Source organism: Streptomyces sp. NPDC104371 (assembly GCF_055583785.1).
In genome coordinates, this window is the sequence record NZ_JBVJNF010000007.1 from 189,144 (window position 1) to 203,013 (window position 13,870).

Consider the following 13,870-nt stretch of genomic DNA (forward strand, 5'->3'; position numbering starts at 1 on the left):
CCTGACCGCCACCCTATGAAGGAAACTCGCTAGCTTGAGCGCCCCTGACCTGGGGTTTCTCGCCCGACACCTCCGCCGCACCTGTCGCCGTCGGTCATCAACGATCGACCTCGGGCACCCTCGCACGGCCCAGAGACGGCCCAGTGCGGGGCACCGATCGAGCGCCGGAGGCAATGCCCCGGACCAGACCCATCGAGCGTCCAGGGCGGGCTCGCCATCGACTGTCGGCTATCGGTTGATCGGGATCTCGTAGACGATCTCGCAGTGCGCGGCGGGCACCACGATGTCCGCCGTCTCCACGGGCCGTCCCTGGTCGCTGTAGTACGTCCGCCGGATGTGCGTGACAAGCGCGGCCTTCTGGATGCCGAGTATCGACGCCTCCTCCGCGGTCGCCTGCCTCGGCTCCGGCTGCTCCACGGCATGGCTGACGGTGACGCCGATCGCGGCCATGCGGTTCACGACACCCGCCCCCGCGTGGGGCCCTCCCTCGGGGAGGACGACGAGGGTGCCGGCGGTGAGGTCGTACGGTTCCCAACTCGTCGAGAGTTGCACCGGTCGGCTGTCGGCGAGGAACTCGTACGTCGTGCGGACGCACAGATCACCCTCGGCGATACCGAGACGGGCCGCGATCTCCGCTGGCGCCGGGATCTTGGCGTCGGTCCGGCTCTCCCAGTCCCCCTGCTTGCCCAAGGCCTTCATGTCGGCACGGAACGGAGATCCGTCGGGGTGCTCGCGCATCGCTGAACGAACGACCCGCACCTTCTGCCGGGGCTCGGCGACGTACGTCCCGGAACCGGCACGACCCTCCAACACGCCCTGGGAGATCAGCAGTTCCTGTGCCCGGCGCACCACGTTCTCACCCACGCCGCACTCCTGGCCGATCTGGGCACGGGAGGGCAGACGGTCCCCCGGCTCCCATACGTGTTCCGCGATCCGCCGCCGGAGTTCGTCAGCGATACGGAGATAGGGCGGCTGCTCAGGCATATGGAAAATCTAGTCCACTAGCCCTAGTCTAGTTAACTAGCTTCACTGAAAGTGATCGCTGGTGACGGAGGCTGCCCTGTGCCCCGCCCGGCTGTCCACCGTCGGGCTCCCCGCACGCGTGGAGGAGCACGCCCGATACACGTCGGTCGAAGCGGAGGTGCCGGAAGCGTTCTCCGCCGAGTCATGGCGGGAGGCCGATCGATTCGGGTTTCACGCCACCAGCCTGAATGACCGCACTCTCTTGGGCGGTCGTACGCAAAGCGGTCCCCGCGACGGGCGATGTCGGGGGACCGAGCCATCAGCGATAGGAGCTGATCAGCGTGTTCAACCGTATCCGCCGTGCCGTCACGCTCGCCAGAGAGAGGGACTTCCCCAAGGGCCGGCATCGCCGCCCCTTAACCCCCTCCCGGCCGATGGCCGCCTTCGCACCCCATGCGCTCGCTGACAGGTCGATGGTCGCCCGGGAACTGGACCGGACCGCGCGGACCACACGAACTCCCTCGCGGGCGAGGACATCGCACTCGTCCGCCCGTACGTGCTGGCCTGGGAGAAGCGCGTCCGGCGGCGCTCGATGGTCGTAGCTCACCGTCTACCCGCTGAAGCCTGGTCGGCCCTCGCGGGGGTCGCCTGATGCCTTCTCACCAACAGCCCCACATCACGGACGCGGAGGCCTCCTCCTACCGATCGATCTAATGCCGGATCGGTACGCACCACGCCTGCACGGAGGACTCCCCGGCTGTAGCACCAATCGATCTTCCGGTGGTCTACGAGGTATGTGACTGCTCCTGCCACTCAATGTTCAACCAGCCAGCGAGGGTGGAGCGGTGAGGGAATGGGCGCCCAGCGGCATGCTGGGATCCACCGTCGAGATCACCTCGACCACCGTCCAGCGCGGCGACGTCATCCAGGTCGGTGGCCGAGCGTGCCGGGTGAGCGACCTCTACCAATTGCCCCACGGCGCCGAGCGGCTCCTGTTCGAGTCGGGCGAGCTGCTGACCATGCACACACGGACCCGTCTCGTCGCCGTGCGAATGCTGCGAAGGGGTGACCGAGTCCGTGACTTCTCGCCATCACGACATCGCCGATGACCTCCGTCACCAGATTCGTACCGGTCGCATCAGGGTCGGCGAACGCCTTCTGTCTGAGAGCGAACTGGCCGGTTACAGGGTCAGTACATCGACGCTGCGGAGCGCTCTCGCAGTGCTTGAGCGGGAGGGTCTCGTCGAGAAGATCCACGGCAAAGGGAACTTCGTCCGGTGCCCTCTCCGCAAGATCACGTACGTCGGCGGCTGGGGCACGCTGGCCCCGTGGACCGCTGCTGAAGCGGCTCTGCACGTCATCGTCCGCACCACCGAGATCCGGGCGCACGGGCACCTGACAACCCTGTTGAGGGTGCGGGACGGCAGCCCGCTGACCGAGTTCCTCGGCATCAGCTACGACGGGGAGACACCGCACAGCCTCGCCCGCATCTACGTCCCGAGCGACTTGGCGCTGACCGTAGTGCCCGGCGACGGAGCCTCATGCGCGGGAGAGGCCGCGAGCTTTGTGGTGTTGAGCCCACGGCCGGCGGAGGTTCGGGAGACGGTGTGCGCCCGTCTCCCGACAGCGCTGGGCGCGTCGTTGAAGCCGCGCTCCTGGTGTTCCCGGGGGACCGCGTCGACGCGGTCTTCACCACCCACCATGTGATCGACGAGAGGCAGACGCAAGGATGACAGCCCGAAACGAGCTGCGGCTTCTCCCATGGTCGGGGCCGGAAGGCAAGCCCTGCTACCTCAGCACCGATGACAGAGACGGACACATGTCCCGCCTGGCGGACAACATCGAAGCGGTGCAACTCGGGATGGCGGCCGAACTACTGAAACAGGCCTCGGAAACTCTCGGCGACGAGGACGCGGACCTGGAGGAACTGCAACTTCTAGCAAAGGAGCTGACCGGGGCCTTGCGAGACGTGCTCCGTGTAGCTACCAGCCGCGGTCACCTCCTGGCGGTGAACGAACCTCACAGCTCCTGAAGAGACGATCGGGGAGTCGCGATTGTCGACGACGACCTACCGGTCAGCGCTCACGGGGAGAGAAGCACAGACAGGGCACTGGACTTCTCTCCCCGTCAATTGCCCGTTCCCGACGGTCCATGGGCTGTGTGCCCGCGCCCACTCTGTGCACGCACCAAGTGGACTACAGCGGATGGTCCAGAGCCTTCCGGGCACACGCTTCGAACTCTCGAATACGCACCCAGGCCACATCAGACAGGCCGTCGGGGTCAGTCGGACCGTCACGGAGCACGTTCTGCACCGAACGAGAGACTGCTAAAGGGTGCTCAGGGGGGTGCACGCCGGTCTTACATGCCCAGGCGGTCATGGTCCGCACCGCTTGGTGAGCCGCAAGGACCACATCCTCAGGTCCCTCGACCAACACCAGAGCCAGTGCCTTGCTCGTCGCTGGCCTCATCTCGACAACTCGCCTGCGCAGCTCTGCCGTTTCCACCCTGGGCTGATCACCGGCGGCGCCACGCACGCGTGAACGGCGCCGATGGCTTCACCGTAATCCACCGCCGCCTCCACGAAAGCTGCGTACGCTTGCCGCCGCCCGTCTCGCCGCCAGTGCTCGTGCTGCGAGCGGCGTTGCATAGTGCCGTTCAGTCGCGCGGCACCGAGAGCACCCACCATGCCCGTGCACGTTCCGACGATTGCCACGAGAGCAGTCATGATCCCTTGTTCCACAGTTCCGCCCCTGTGAGTGACACCCTCTGTCACACTTTTCGAGGCGCCTGCTCTTTCAGAGCACCGCTTTAGGAGTTCGATCCGGCCCCGCTTCGGCTGCGGTCGGCGACTGGTGGGACGGCCGGGCAGAGTCGCCGATGTACGCCCCCGTCCGGTGTCGTTGATGTCAGCCGTGGATGAGAACTCAGTTTGCTGGCGACTTCCTACGGTTCTGAAATTCCTCGTACTTAGCTGTGAATACGTAAATGTAGTTCAGTAGAGCCTCGGCAAGGGACAATGCATCCGCTGCGTCTTCCCGGTTCACCGATTCCTCGCTGAAGTGCGCGCCTTGGTTGCCTAGTACTCGCAGCGCCTGCGCCCAGTCGAAGAGGCGGCCCTCGATCTTTCCGTCATCGCGGAGTTCCTGGAGTGCCTGGAAGAGGGCTTTCTTCTGCGTACCCTGCTCGATGCACATGCCTTCCAGCGTACGGCGGACCATGACGGCAGCAGCCGTGTACAGCTTGGCATCGAAGCATGCACGCGCTTCCATCATCTCACGCGCTATCGACGCTGGGATGCCCTGAGCCAGTGTGGCGACCTGCGGCCACAATCGTTGAGATTCCTCCGAGTCGGACTCTTTCCAGAGCTGGGGTTGTTTGCATTTCAGGCAACCCCAGAGTTTGTAGTCATCTGGATGGACATCTTCGTCTGGCCTCACATCGCGATCTATGACCCACTCCTCAAAAAGGGACACTTCATCGCAGTGTGGGCACTCGAGTAACCGCATAACTTGGCTCATACCTGCCCCCGAATCCGGTGCGTCCGCCTGCTGAGCCTAGCGCGCACCAGGTCGGTGGAGCGGCTTTGGGCTGGAGCTGCTTTGGGGCGAGTGATCATGGCCCCGTAAGCTTCCGGCGCGTCGGGCGTGGAAGCCTGCGCTGGCATCCGCCAGCATCATCCCGACGCCCGACAAGGGTCAGCGCTACGCAGCGGCCCGCGAACACGGCATGCACGCCCTTCGCCACTTCTACGCCTCGGTCCTCCTGGACGCCGGGGAGAACATCAAGGCCCTGAGCCTCTACCTCGGCCACAGCGACCCGGGGTTCACCCTCCGCGTCTACACGCACCTCATGCCGTCCAGCGAGGCCCGGACCCGGAAGGCGGTTTCCGCGATGTACCGGGCCGCCGGTCACGCTCACGACAGCCCGAAGACGGCCAACGCTGCCTAAGACAGCCCCTCATCGGCAGGAAGCCTGCTGATGAGGGGCCTCTTTGCGCCCTCGCTCGGTGTACCCGCAAGCGGGGGACGACGATGAAGCAAGGGCACAAAAGGACATTCGCAGCCGCCGCACTGCGGGCAGGATGCCGCTGACGTAGTCCTGTCACCAGTCAGGGGGTTACATGGGAAGCGCGCTCATCGGATTGGCCGCCGCGGTAGTTGGTGTCACAGGCACACTTGTTGCCTCTGTCCTCTCGCAACGTCTCCTGGCTCGCGTTCAATCGGAACAGTTCGAGCGTCAGCAGCAGGCTGCTGACGCTCAGTGGCACCGCGAGCAGCAAGTAGCTGAACTGAACCGCCGACGCGAAGGCTACATGCAAGTCAACGCGTCCTTCCGGCGCTACCGAACCCACCTCATGAACTTCCTGTGGACTGTACACAAAGGGGCTGTCACACCGGATGCACGTGAGCTGGTCGAGGAGGCCCGACGCGACCACCACTCCGTTTTCGCCGAGGCTCAGTTGGTCGCTTCCGTAGCGGTTTTGGCCGAGCTAGATGGGATGACGAGCGCGCTGTCCAGGGTCTACCGACGGACCATGTGCCTGGAAGAAGGGAATCCGGAGCCGGATGGGTCATTCGACGAAATACGGACAGACTTCGTTCGGCTTTGGGAGCGATGGGACAAGGTACGCGCCGTGATGCGCGCCGACCTCGGCCTCGGAAGCATCGTGGGTGAGCCACCCGCAATCGGCCCCTGAAGCGCCGCTCCCCCACTCAACGGCCCAGAGGCGGCCCAAACCGCCTGGCACGGCCCCTCATTGGCGAAGAAACCGCTGGTAAGGGGCCTACTCATGCCCTCTCGTGGCAAGTAACACCCCATCTTGCCTGACCGCCACCCCAAGACGAAAACGAGTCCGGCCCACGGGGTGTGACCCGGCCCCCGGCCGTCACGAACCGCAGCGCGGTCGTCACGGTCGGTCGCCTTGTGGCCGAAGTCGTCCGCTCAGTCCCGCTTCGGTGTCTTCTTCGCGCGGACCAGGAGGAGGGCGGCGCCGCCGATCACCACCAGGCCGATGGCCGTGCCCGCGATGAGCGGGGTCGCGCTCGACGTGCCCGTCTCGGCGAGGTTGGTGTCCGTGTCCGTGGGCGCCGCGGCGCCCCCCGTGGCCGGGCTGGGCTCGCTGACCGTCTGCGTGGTCAGGTTGGCCGTACGTCCCTCGGTCTTGCAGTCGAGGACGCCCTTGAACCGCTTCTGGTAGCCGCCCGGCCCCTTGACCGTGAAGTCGTACGCCTGGTCCTCCTGCAACGGGATCGCCACCGTCTGCGACTTGCCCGCCGGGATGCTGTACTCGGTCCCCATCAGCGCGAACGTGAACGGCTCGTCGCCCTTGTTCACCGCGGTGATGTCCACCGCGCTCTTGGCGCAGTCCTGCACGGCCGACAGCGCGGGTATCGCGCCCGCCACGGCCCAGTTCGCCGTCGCCGTGGCCGAGACGGTCGATTCGCTGGAACCGGCGAGTATCTGCGTCTGGCTGCGGGTCTCCGAGACGAAGGCCCGCCCGACCGGCACAGTGGTCGACGCCTGCACGGACAGCTCGACCCAGCCGTCCTGCGCCTCCTTGGGCACCTCGACATAGATCCGGCTGCCGTCGGTCGCGGACGTGACCGCCTTGCCGCGCTTGTCGACGATCTTCACACCGCTCGCCATGGCATCGGCCGGCGGCCTCACCGTGGCACTGTCCGCGTTCGTGTGCACCGTGACCGGACCGAGCCGCTCACCGGGGTGACCCGAGACCGCGGGCGGGTCGAGGGTCAGGGAGGCGGCCGGCTCCGCGAGGGTGCGCGCGTTCTCCTCCAGGTAGTCCGCGAGCTTCTCCGCCCGCGGATCGACCGCGTCCACGTCCGCGCCGTCCGAGTACCGCCAGATCGCCACCTGGGTGCCGGCCGCCGCGTCCTGCTCGGTGAGCCCCTTGGCCCCGGCCTTGGCCGCCAGCTCCGCCAGATCGTTCACCTGCGGATAGGAGTTCTGCAGGATCCAACGGATCTTGCCCGCGTTCTTGTTGCCGCTCAGCGACGTACCGCTCCAGGGCGTCTCGTGGTACCGGGCGTCCTTCTGTGTCGGGGTGTGGAGGTCGATGCAGTAGGTCTGCAGGGTGCCGCCGTTGTCGACGGACATCTCGAACAGGCCTGCCGGTACTTGCTCGTTCGCGTCCCCGTCGTGGATGACCGCGGTGCCGTAGGTCTTGAGGCCGCCGATGGTCGCCGTCGCGCCGCCCCCGCTCTGCGGTGTCCCGTCGGCGACCGCCACGCCCGCGGTGGCCAGCAGGCCCGCCGCGAGGAGTCCGGACACCAGCGCCGCGTCGGCGAGGCGGACAGCCCCGCGCCTGCGCACGGACGGCGCGGAAAGCGAAGAAAGCACAGAATTCCCCTTCGAGCAGGACCCGTTGGCATGGGGGGCACGGTCCCGCCAGCAGAATCAGAAGCCCCGAGAGCTATGTCCGGCATCCTAAGGAGGCCCCACACCCCACCTCCCGATCACATAGTCGGATCGCCGATCCGACTCGGAATCGTTATCGCTCCCCCTGTTTGCGACCTGTGCTTATCGACAAATCCATAGGGATTCTTCGTACTTCGGCCTACACAACCCCTCATAGCCGACGGAGGGGGCAAGAAGGGCGAACGAGCCTTCGGACGTGGCTGACGTCACGTCACTTCGGCTGGTTCCAGGCCGGGTTGGGGTTCCGCCGATGTCCTCGGCTCGTCCCTCGTCTCCTGCCGACCTGCCGGTGCCGTCTCCCAGGTGGGCTCGGGCTGCGCCGACGTCCCGAGCTGCGGCCCGGGTCGCCCCTCGGGCCTGGCGGACCGGCGGAAGGCGGAGGTGCCGCGCGACAGATCATGGCCGATCGCCGCCGCGTCGAGGTCCGCCGACAACCAGCCCTGCCCCTCGCGCTGCTCGCTGCGTACCTTCAACCGCCCCTGCACGACGAGCGGATCACCCACGGACACGGATGCCGCGACGTTCGTGGCGAGGGAGCGCCGGGCCCACACCGTGAAGAAGTTCGTGTGCCCGTCGGTCCACACGTTCTTCCCTCGGTCCAGGTACCGCGCCGTCACCGCCAGCCGGAAGCGCGCCGTGGGCCCCGTCGCCGACTCCAGGTACACCGGTTGCGTGGCCACGTTGCCGACCACACACACCATCGTCTCGTTCACAGCCCCTCCCTCACCCCGGCTCCCGTGCCGGGTCAGAACGCGTACGGGCCCGTCCCGTACGGCTGCGTCTGCCGCGGCGGTCGCGCCCTGGCGCACACCGCCGCCGCTCCGACGACCGCGCTCGTCGCGATCGCCGTGAGATCAGACTGCCTCCGTCGGCCCGAGCCCGCTGAGCGCTGTGGGCTACCGCCCGGTTGTGGACAACTCCGCCACCCGAACGAGACTCTCCGCCGCTGCGCTGTCCAGCGGCAAAACAGCGCAGGACAGGCTCACCCCACCCGCGCCCCCACCCCCGTGACCTTCGCGTACTGCTCCCGGACCTCCCGGTACCGCAACAGCTCCGCCGCCACCGGATCCAGCACCCAGGCCCGCCCGCACCCGGCGGCCGCGTCCCGCAAGCGCCGTTCCGTCTCGAGCCCGTACCGCCGGGCCGGGGCGCGCGCGGCCATCCGGCAGCTCCACTCGATGGCCGGGCCGCCGACCACACCGAGCGCCATCAGCAGCACCGGCACCCCCAGGTTCGGCGACATGAGCCCCAAGGCCTGCCCCAACAACCACAGCGTGCCGACGACTTGGAAGAGCGTCATCGACGCCTGGGCGAGCACGGTGGCGGGCCACCAGCCGGGCCGGGGCGGGCGCTCCGGCGGCGTGGCGACCCGCGCCGCCAGTTCGTCCAGCGCCTCCGGCAGCTCCCGCGCGCCGCGCGCCGCGGCCTCGCGCACCGCCTGGGCCCAGGGCGCGGGCAGCCCGCTCGCGGCGTGGTCCGCCACCGTCCGTACGGCCTGCTCCACGCGCTGCCGGGCGGTCGCCTCCGCGTCCGCGGACGCGGGCACCGACAGCCGTCCCGTGGCGGGGTCGTTACGGTGCCTGCACCACCGCCAGAGCCGCAGCCAGGGCGTGCCGCACGCACGCCCGGCGTCGCGCAGCCAGGCACGCTCGGCGGCCTCGCCCGCGGCGGTCGCGCCCACCGCGTCCGCCAGCCGCTCGGCGAACTCCTCGCGCGCCTCCTCGGTCAGGCCCATGCGCTGACCTGCCGCGTAGACGGGCCGCAGCCGGGCGGCGGCCCCGTCCACATCGGCGGCGACGCGACGCGCGGCGGCCCCGCGCTCCGCCACGAACTGCCCGAGCACCTCGCGCAGTTCGCCCACGCCTTCCCCGGTGAGCGCGGACAGCGCGAGCACGGTCGCGCCCGGCTCTCCGTACTCCCCGAGGGCGATCCCGTCGCTGTCGAGCAGCCGGCGCAGATCGTCGAGCACATGGTCGGCGGCCTCCCCGGGCAGCCGGTCCACCTGGTTGAGGACGACGAACATGATCTCGGCATGCCTGGCGAGAGGCCGCAGATAGCGCTCGTGGAGGACGGCGTCGGCGTACTTCTCGGGGTCGACGACCCAGATGACCGCGTCGACGAGCGCGAGGACGCGGTCGACCTCCTCCCGGTGCCGTACGGCCGCGGAGTCGTGGTCGGGCAGGTCGATCAGGACGAGCCCGCCCAGCGGCGCCTCGCCGTCGGGGGTCGGTACGGGGCGACGGCGCAGCCTCCCCGGGATGCCGAGCCGGTCGATGAGGGGTCCGGCGCCGTCGCTCCAACTGCACGCGATGGGCGTGGCGGTGGTCGGCCTGCGGACGCCGGTCTCCGAAATGGCCACTCCGGCAAGTGCGTTGAAGAGCGTCGACTTGCCACTGCCGGTGGCGCCCGCGACGGCGACCACGGTGTGCTCCCCGGAGAGCCTGCGGCGCTCGGCCGCCGTGTCCAGGACCCGGCCCGCCTCGGCGAGCGTGTCACTGTCCAGCCGGGTCCGTGACAGGCCCACCAGTTCGTGCAACGCGTCCAGCCGCGATCGCAGGGGCGCTTCGTAGGCCAGGGGTTCGGGCTGGCGTACGGCCCTGCCGCGGGGTTCCACGATCGCGACCGCCTCGTGCTCGACGGCCGCCTCGGAGGCCGTCGCGGGCATGCGCCGGGCGATCAGCCCGTCGTCCCAGACGGTCCCGGCGGGGGCCACCGGATCGTCGCCCGCGCGTACGGGTACGGGTACGGACCCGGTCGCCGCACCGACGACCGCCTCCACACCCCCGTCATCCGAACCCGAATCCAAGTCGGGACCCGAATCCGAGACGCCGACGTGCCCTGCGGCACGCCCCACGCGCGCGCGTGCGTCGTCGTCTCCCCCGTCGGGGGCGGCGGCCTCGTCGAGGGAAGCGGGCTCGTCCGAGGGCTCCCCCTGAGGACGCTGGGGATGCTCGGAACGGTCGGTGTGGTCAGTGACGGCAGTCACCGGCTCACCTCTCCTTCTCCAGTACGGACAGCGCGGCGATGAGTTCGGCCTGGGGCTCGGCGCGGACGTCGAGGGCGTCGAGGGGGGCGAGGCGGCGCTCGCGCTCGGTGCGCAGCGCCCGTTCGAGGTACTCGGCGAGCAGGCGGGTGGCGCGGTCGCTCAGCCGCAGCGCCCCTTGCACGCCGATCCGCTCGGCGAGCCTCTCGCCCGCCTCGCGAGCCCGGTGTCCGCCCAGGAGAGCCGTGGCGACCAGGGCCGCGACCACCTCGGCGTCCGGGGCGTTGCCCTTGTCGAGATCGCGTACGGTGTCCTCCGCGTACTCCTCGAGGACGCGCCGCCAGCGTCGTACGGTCATCCCGATGCGGTGCTCGGCGCTGTCCAGGATCGGATCGTGGTTCATCAACGCGGGCGCGCCCGCGGCTGATTCGTCGCGCCAGGCCTCGTCGACGTGCTCGTCGGCGGCCGTGACCGCGCACAGCAGCAGGGTGCCGAGGCTCTCGACAAGGGCGTCCATCAGTTCACCGGCGGTGCAGTCGACCGGATAGCTGCGCCACCGCTTCAGCGCCTCACCGGCGAGGACGGCCCCGGCCCGCAGACGCTCCCGCACGCGCGCGTACTCGCTGTCGTACGCGGTGTCGACGGCGGCGGTGAGCCGCAGCGCGGCGGCGTACTGGGCGGCGGCGGCCCCGGCCAGTTCGGGCATGCGGGACTTGAGGGAGTCCAGGGCGCCGTGCGCGGTACGGGTCACGGCGACCTGTCGGGCGGCGGGGTCCTGCACCTGTGTCGTGAGCCAGGCGCGCAGGGGTGCGACGGCGGTGGCGGGCAGCAGCCCCCCGCCCCAGGCCGACTCGGGCAGCTCGGGCACGGTGAAGCGCGGCACATCGCCGAGCCCGGCCTTGTCGAGCAGGGCGCCGTACTGCTGGGAGACCTCGGAGACGACCTGGTGCGGGACCCGGTCGAGCACGGTGACGAAGGTCGCCTGATGTTCCTTGGCGGTCCGCAGCAGATGCCAGGGGACGGCGTCGGCGTACCGGGCGGCCGTCGTGACCAGGATCCAGATGTCGGCGGCGCAGATCAGCTCGGCGGCGAGGGTCCGGTTCCCGGCGACCAGGGAGTCGATGTCGGGGGCGTCCAGGAGGGCGAGCCCCTGCGGAACCGTGTCGGCGGTCTCGACGCGCAGGACACGGTCCTCGTGGTCGACGACTCCGTGCGGTTCGTCGCCGGTCTCCTGCCGGGGCACCCATACCCGGGAGAGGCCAGGCAGGACGCGCCGGTCGCCGAACCAGTGGTGGTCCTGGGGATGGCAGACGAGCACGGGCACGCGGGTGGTGGGCCGCAGCACACCGGCCTCGCTGACCTTGCGGCCCACAAGGGAGTTGACGAGAGTCGACTTGCCGGCCCCGGTGGATCCGCCGACGACGGCCAGCAAGGGCGCGTCGGGTTCTCTCAGCCGGGGCACCACATAGTCGTCGAGCTGCGCGAGAAGCTCGTCACGGTGGGCACGCGCGCCGGGCGCCCCGGCCAGGGGCAGCGGGAAGCGTGCCGCGGCGACGCGGTCGCGCAGGGCGGAGAGTGCGTTGAGAAGCTGAGGCCGTACATCCAAGGTCAGCACATGCGAAGAATGCCCAACTTTGGATGGTTTCTGAAGCATATGGAGCCGTCTGCGCGCCGACAGGACACAGCGGACGGAAGGGACGACTGGGACGCAGGCATAACGAGTACACAACACCCGGAGCGCGAGGCGTCAAAAGCGATGCGTGATTCGCACCTGCCTGCGATTATCGGGACCGCTTCACCGAACCTCCACATCGAGCCACGGAGGCGAAGCGCGCAGGACAAGGGCCAGGGACCTCTATCCTTGTCCCCGGCAAGGTCACGGATCGACCCACACCCGGTCACCACACAGACCAGCCACCACACCGGCCCCCGTAGCTCAGTGGATAGAGCAGGCGCCTTCTAAGCGCTTGGCCGCAGGTTCGAGTCCTGCCGGGGGCGCCACGCGACGCTCTCCCGACCGGGAGGGCTCTTTGCTGACCAGAGCGCGTTCCACCGGACACGGCGAAGCCCCGGGCACTCCCCCGACGATCAAGGGAAGGCTCCGGGGCTGTCCGGCGAGGCATCGCGGGGAGCGGCGGCGGCTCAGTTGCGAATGAGCAGGACGAGGCCGGCGAGCACGACGGCAAGTGCCACAGCGGCGGCTCCGTAGACCAGCCGGTGCGCGCGCAGTCCGGGCAGGAAGCGGTCGGCGGCGATCCTGCCGGGCCCGGTGAGGGCGAGTCCGGCCGCACCGGCGGCCAGCAGAACCTCGTACTCGACGCCCTGCGGAGCGAAGAAGCCGCCGCCCCACTTGACGGCCAGAGCGTTGATCATCGTGCCGAGGACAGCGGCGCCGGCAAGCGGCGTCAACAGGCCGAACACCAGGCCGAGCCCGCCGAGGGTCTCGCTCAGTCCGGCGATCGCGGCCATCGTCTCGCCCGAGGGGTAGCCGCTCATCGTGAAGAACTGGCCGGTGCCCTTGAGGCCGCCGCCGCCGAACCAGCCGAAGAGCTTCTGCGCACCGTGCGCTGCGACGGTCAGGCCGAGGACAATGCGGACAATCAGCAACCCGACGTCGTAGGCGTGCGGCGAGGTGCCCTCGGTTGCGACGGAGGGGGAGGCGGTGGAGCGGGCGAGCGTGGGAGCCATGGGGAGGCAGATCCTTCTGAGTGGGAGGAGACTAATCACTTGAACATTCAAGCTCCTGTCCCAGCATAGCCGATGCGTGAAACTTCAATGATTTCTCCACTCGCCCTGAGGGCGCCGCGTTCCACCAGACATGGCGAAGCCCCGGGCGCTCCCCGATGATCAAGGGGAGGCTCCAGGGCTGTCCGGCCGGCACCAGGCTTCCGTCATGCTCTGCGCACGACGACTTCGGCCTACACGTCGTTCAAGTCGAGGCACCGTGAACGCTGCGGGATCCAGTCGACCGAAGACGTCAACGACGTCAGGACGTCACCCGCGTTCTCGCGACGCCCCGAGTACGTCACTTCGATCGCGGGCGAGCGGCCGTAAGTGGTGAGCACGCTCTTGCCCGTCTCCTTCAGGGTCGCTTCGTCAAGAACCCAGTCGACGCCGTCGGCACTGACGCACAGGTCGGTGGTGGGATCGAGTTCGGGAACCCCGCATCGGAGGGTCAGCTTCCGTCCTCCCCAGGCCGCGGTTCCCTCGCCTATCACCCAGTCCCGGGAATTCGAGAGAACCTCTTCAGGCAGTCGGTCCAGGACCGTGTCGCACTTCGCGTCGCTCGCGAAGGGGGCGGAGTCGATTCTGTGGGCGTCGACGAAGACATATCCGGACACCGATATCAGTACTGTCGCGCCGAGGGCCGTCCAGCGTCGGCGCTTCGTGCCGAACCGACCTAACCACGCACCGGCAACTCGCATGATCGATCCATACCTGTCGGGGATGAACTAGGAGCGGCACTCCCGCGCCCGGCCCATCATCCCC

Annotated in this window: 11 protein-coding genes, 1 tRNA gene and 3 pseudogenes; 7 read left to right on the forward strand and 8 right to left on the reverse strand. The window is 68.8% G+C overall.

The genetic code is table 11. The features are described from left to right. Window positions 1-228: 228 nt before the first annotated feature. Window positions 229-984: a GntR family transcriptional regulator gene (locus ACZ60T_RS22660; RefSeq protein ID WP_469667497.1), complete on the reverse strand. Its 756-nt coding sequence runs from the start codon at window positions 982-984 to the stop codon at window positions 229-231. A 58-nt stretch (window positions 985-1,042) separates the two neighbouring features. On the opposite strand from ACZ60T_RS22660, the pseudogene ACZ60T_RS22665 reads away from it, so the two are divergent. The 4 genes and pseudogenes from ACZ60T_RS22665 (at window position 1,043) to ACZ60T_RS22680 (ending at window position 2,995) form a co-directional block, all read left to right on the forward strand. Next, window positions 1,043-1,292 (forward strand): annotated as a pseudogene (locus ACZ60T_RS22665) (hypothetical protein). A gap of 516 nt (window positions 1,293-1,808) precedes the next feature. Beyond that, window positions 1,809-2,072 (forward strand): hypothetical protein, encoded by a 264-nt coding sequence (locus ACZ60T_RS22670; RefSeq protein WP_469667498.1) that lies wholly within the window; start codon window positions 1,809-1,811, stop codon window positions 2,070-2,072. Then, a pseudogene (locus tag ACZ60T_RS22675) lies at window positions 2,029-2,696 on the forward strand (GntR family transcriptional regulator). Before ACZ60T_RS22670 ends, ACZ60T_RS22675 begins: the two are co-directional and overlap by 44 nt. Beyond that, window positions 2,693-2,995: a hypothetical protein gene (locus ACZ60T_RS22680; RefSeq protein WP_469667499.1), complete on the forward strand. Its 303-nt coding sequence runs from the start codon at window positions 2,693-2,695 to the stop codon at window positions 2,993-2,995. Before ACZ60T_RS22675 ends, ACZ60T_RS22680 begins: the two are co-directional and overlap by 4 nt. 892 nt (window positions 2,996-3,887) lie before the next feature. Here the strand turns inward: ACZ60T_RS22680 and ACZ60T_RS22685 are convergent. Then, window positions 3,888-4,436 carry a DUF4145 domain-containing protein gene (locus ACZ60T_RS22685; protein ID WP_469667500.1) on the reverse strand — a complete coding sequence of 183 codons (549 nt, stop codon included), beginning with the start codon at window positions 4,434-4,436 and terminating at the stop codon, window positions 3,888-3,890. 169 nt (window positions 4,437-4,605) lie between these two features. On the opposite strand from ACZ60T_RS22685, the pseudogene ACZ60T_RS22690 reads away from it, so the two are divergent. After that, window positions 4,606-4,911 (forward strand): annotated as a pseudogene (locus tag ACZ60T_RS22690) (tyrosine-type recombinase/integrase); the annotation flags it as partial. A 172-nt stretch (window positions 4,912-5,083) separates the two neighbouring features. Then, window positions 5,084-5,659 carry a hypothetical protein gene (locus ACZ60T_RS22695; protein ID WP_469667502.1) on the forward strand — a complete coding sequence of 192 codons (576 nt, stop codon included), beginning with the start codon at window positions 5,084-5,086 and terminating at the stop codon, window positions 5,657-5,659. Window positions 5,660-5,904: 245 nt separating this feature from the next. On the opposite strand, the gene ACZ60T_RS22700 is transcribed toward ACZ60T_RS22695, so the two are convergent. The 4 genes from ACZ60T_RS22700 to ACZ60T_RS22715 all read right to left on the reverse strand — a co-directional run bounded on the left by ACZ60T_RS22700 (window position 5,905) and on the right by ACZ60T_RS22715 (window position 12,035). Beyond that, a complete protein-coding gene (locus ACZ60T_RS22700; RefSeq protein ID WP_469667503.1) occupies window positions 5,905-7,320 on the reverse strand; it encodes a Cys-Gln thioester bond-forming surface protein in 1,416 nt (471 codons plus the stop codon). Between the two features lie 284 nt (window positions 7,321-7,604). Next, window positions 7,605-8,111: a single-stranded DNA-binding protein gene (locus ACZ60T_RS22705; protein ID WP_469667504.1), complete on the reverse strand. Its 507-nt coding sequence runs from the start codon at window positions 8,109-8,111 to the stop codon at window positions 7,605-7,607. A gap of 269 nt (window positions 8,112-8,380) precedes the next feature. Next, on the reverse strand, window positions 8,381-10,384 hold the full coding sequence (locus ACZ60T_RS22710; RefSeq protein ID WP_469667505.1) for a YfjP family GTPase: 2,004 nt from the start codon (window positions 10,382-10,384) through the stop codon (window positions 8,381-8,383). Between the two features lie 4 nt (window positions 10,385-10,388). Then, window positions 10,389-12,035, reverse strand: coding sequence for a dynamin family protein (locus ACZ60T_RS22715; RefSeq protein WP_469667506.1), 1,647 nt, complete (start codon window positions 12,033-12,035; stop codon window positions 10,389-10,391). Window positions 12,036-12,306: 271 nt separating this feature from the next. Here ACZ60T_RS22715 and ACZ60T_RS22720 point away from each other — a divergent pair. Continuing rightward, a tRNA-Arg gene (locus tag ACZ60T_RS22720) sits at window positions 12,307-12,382 on the forward strand. Between the two features lie 141 nt (window positions 12,383-12,523). Here the strand turns inward: ACZ60T_RS22720 and ACZ60T_RS22725 are convergent. After that, window positions 12,524-13,069: a DoxX family protein gene (locus tag ACZ60T_RS22725; RefSeq protein WP_469667507.1), complete on the reverse strand. Its 546-nt coding sequence runs from the start codon at window positions 13,067-13,069 to the stop codon at window positions 12,524-12,526. 230 nt (window positions 13,070-13,299) lie between these two features. Continuing rightward, complete coding sequence (locus ACZ60T_RS22730) at window positions 13,300-13,806, reverse strand: DUF3515 family protein (RefSeq protein WP_469667509.1); 507 nt, start codon at window positions 13,804-13,806, stop codon at window positions 13,300-13,302. Window positions 13,807-13,870: the final 64 nt, after the last annotated feature.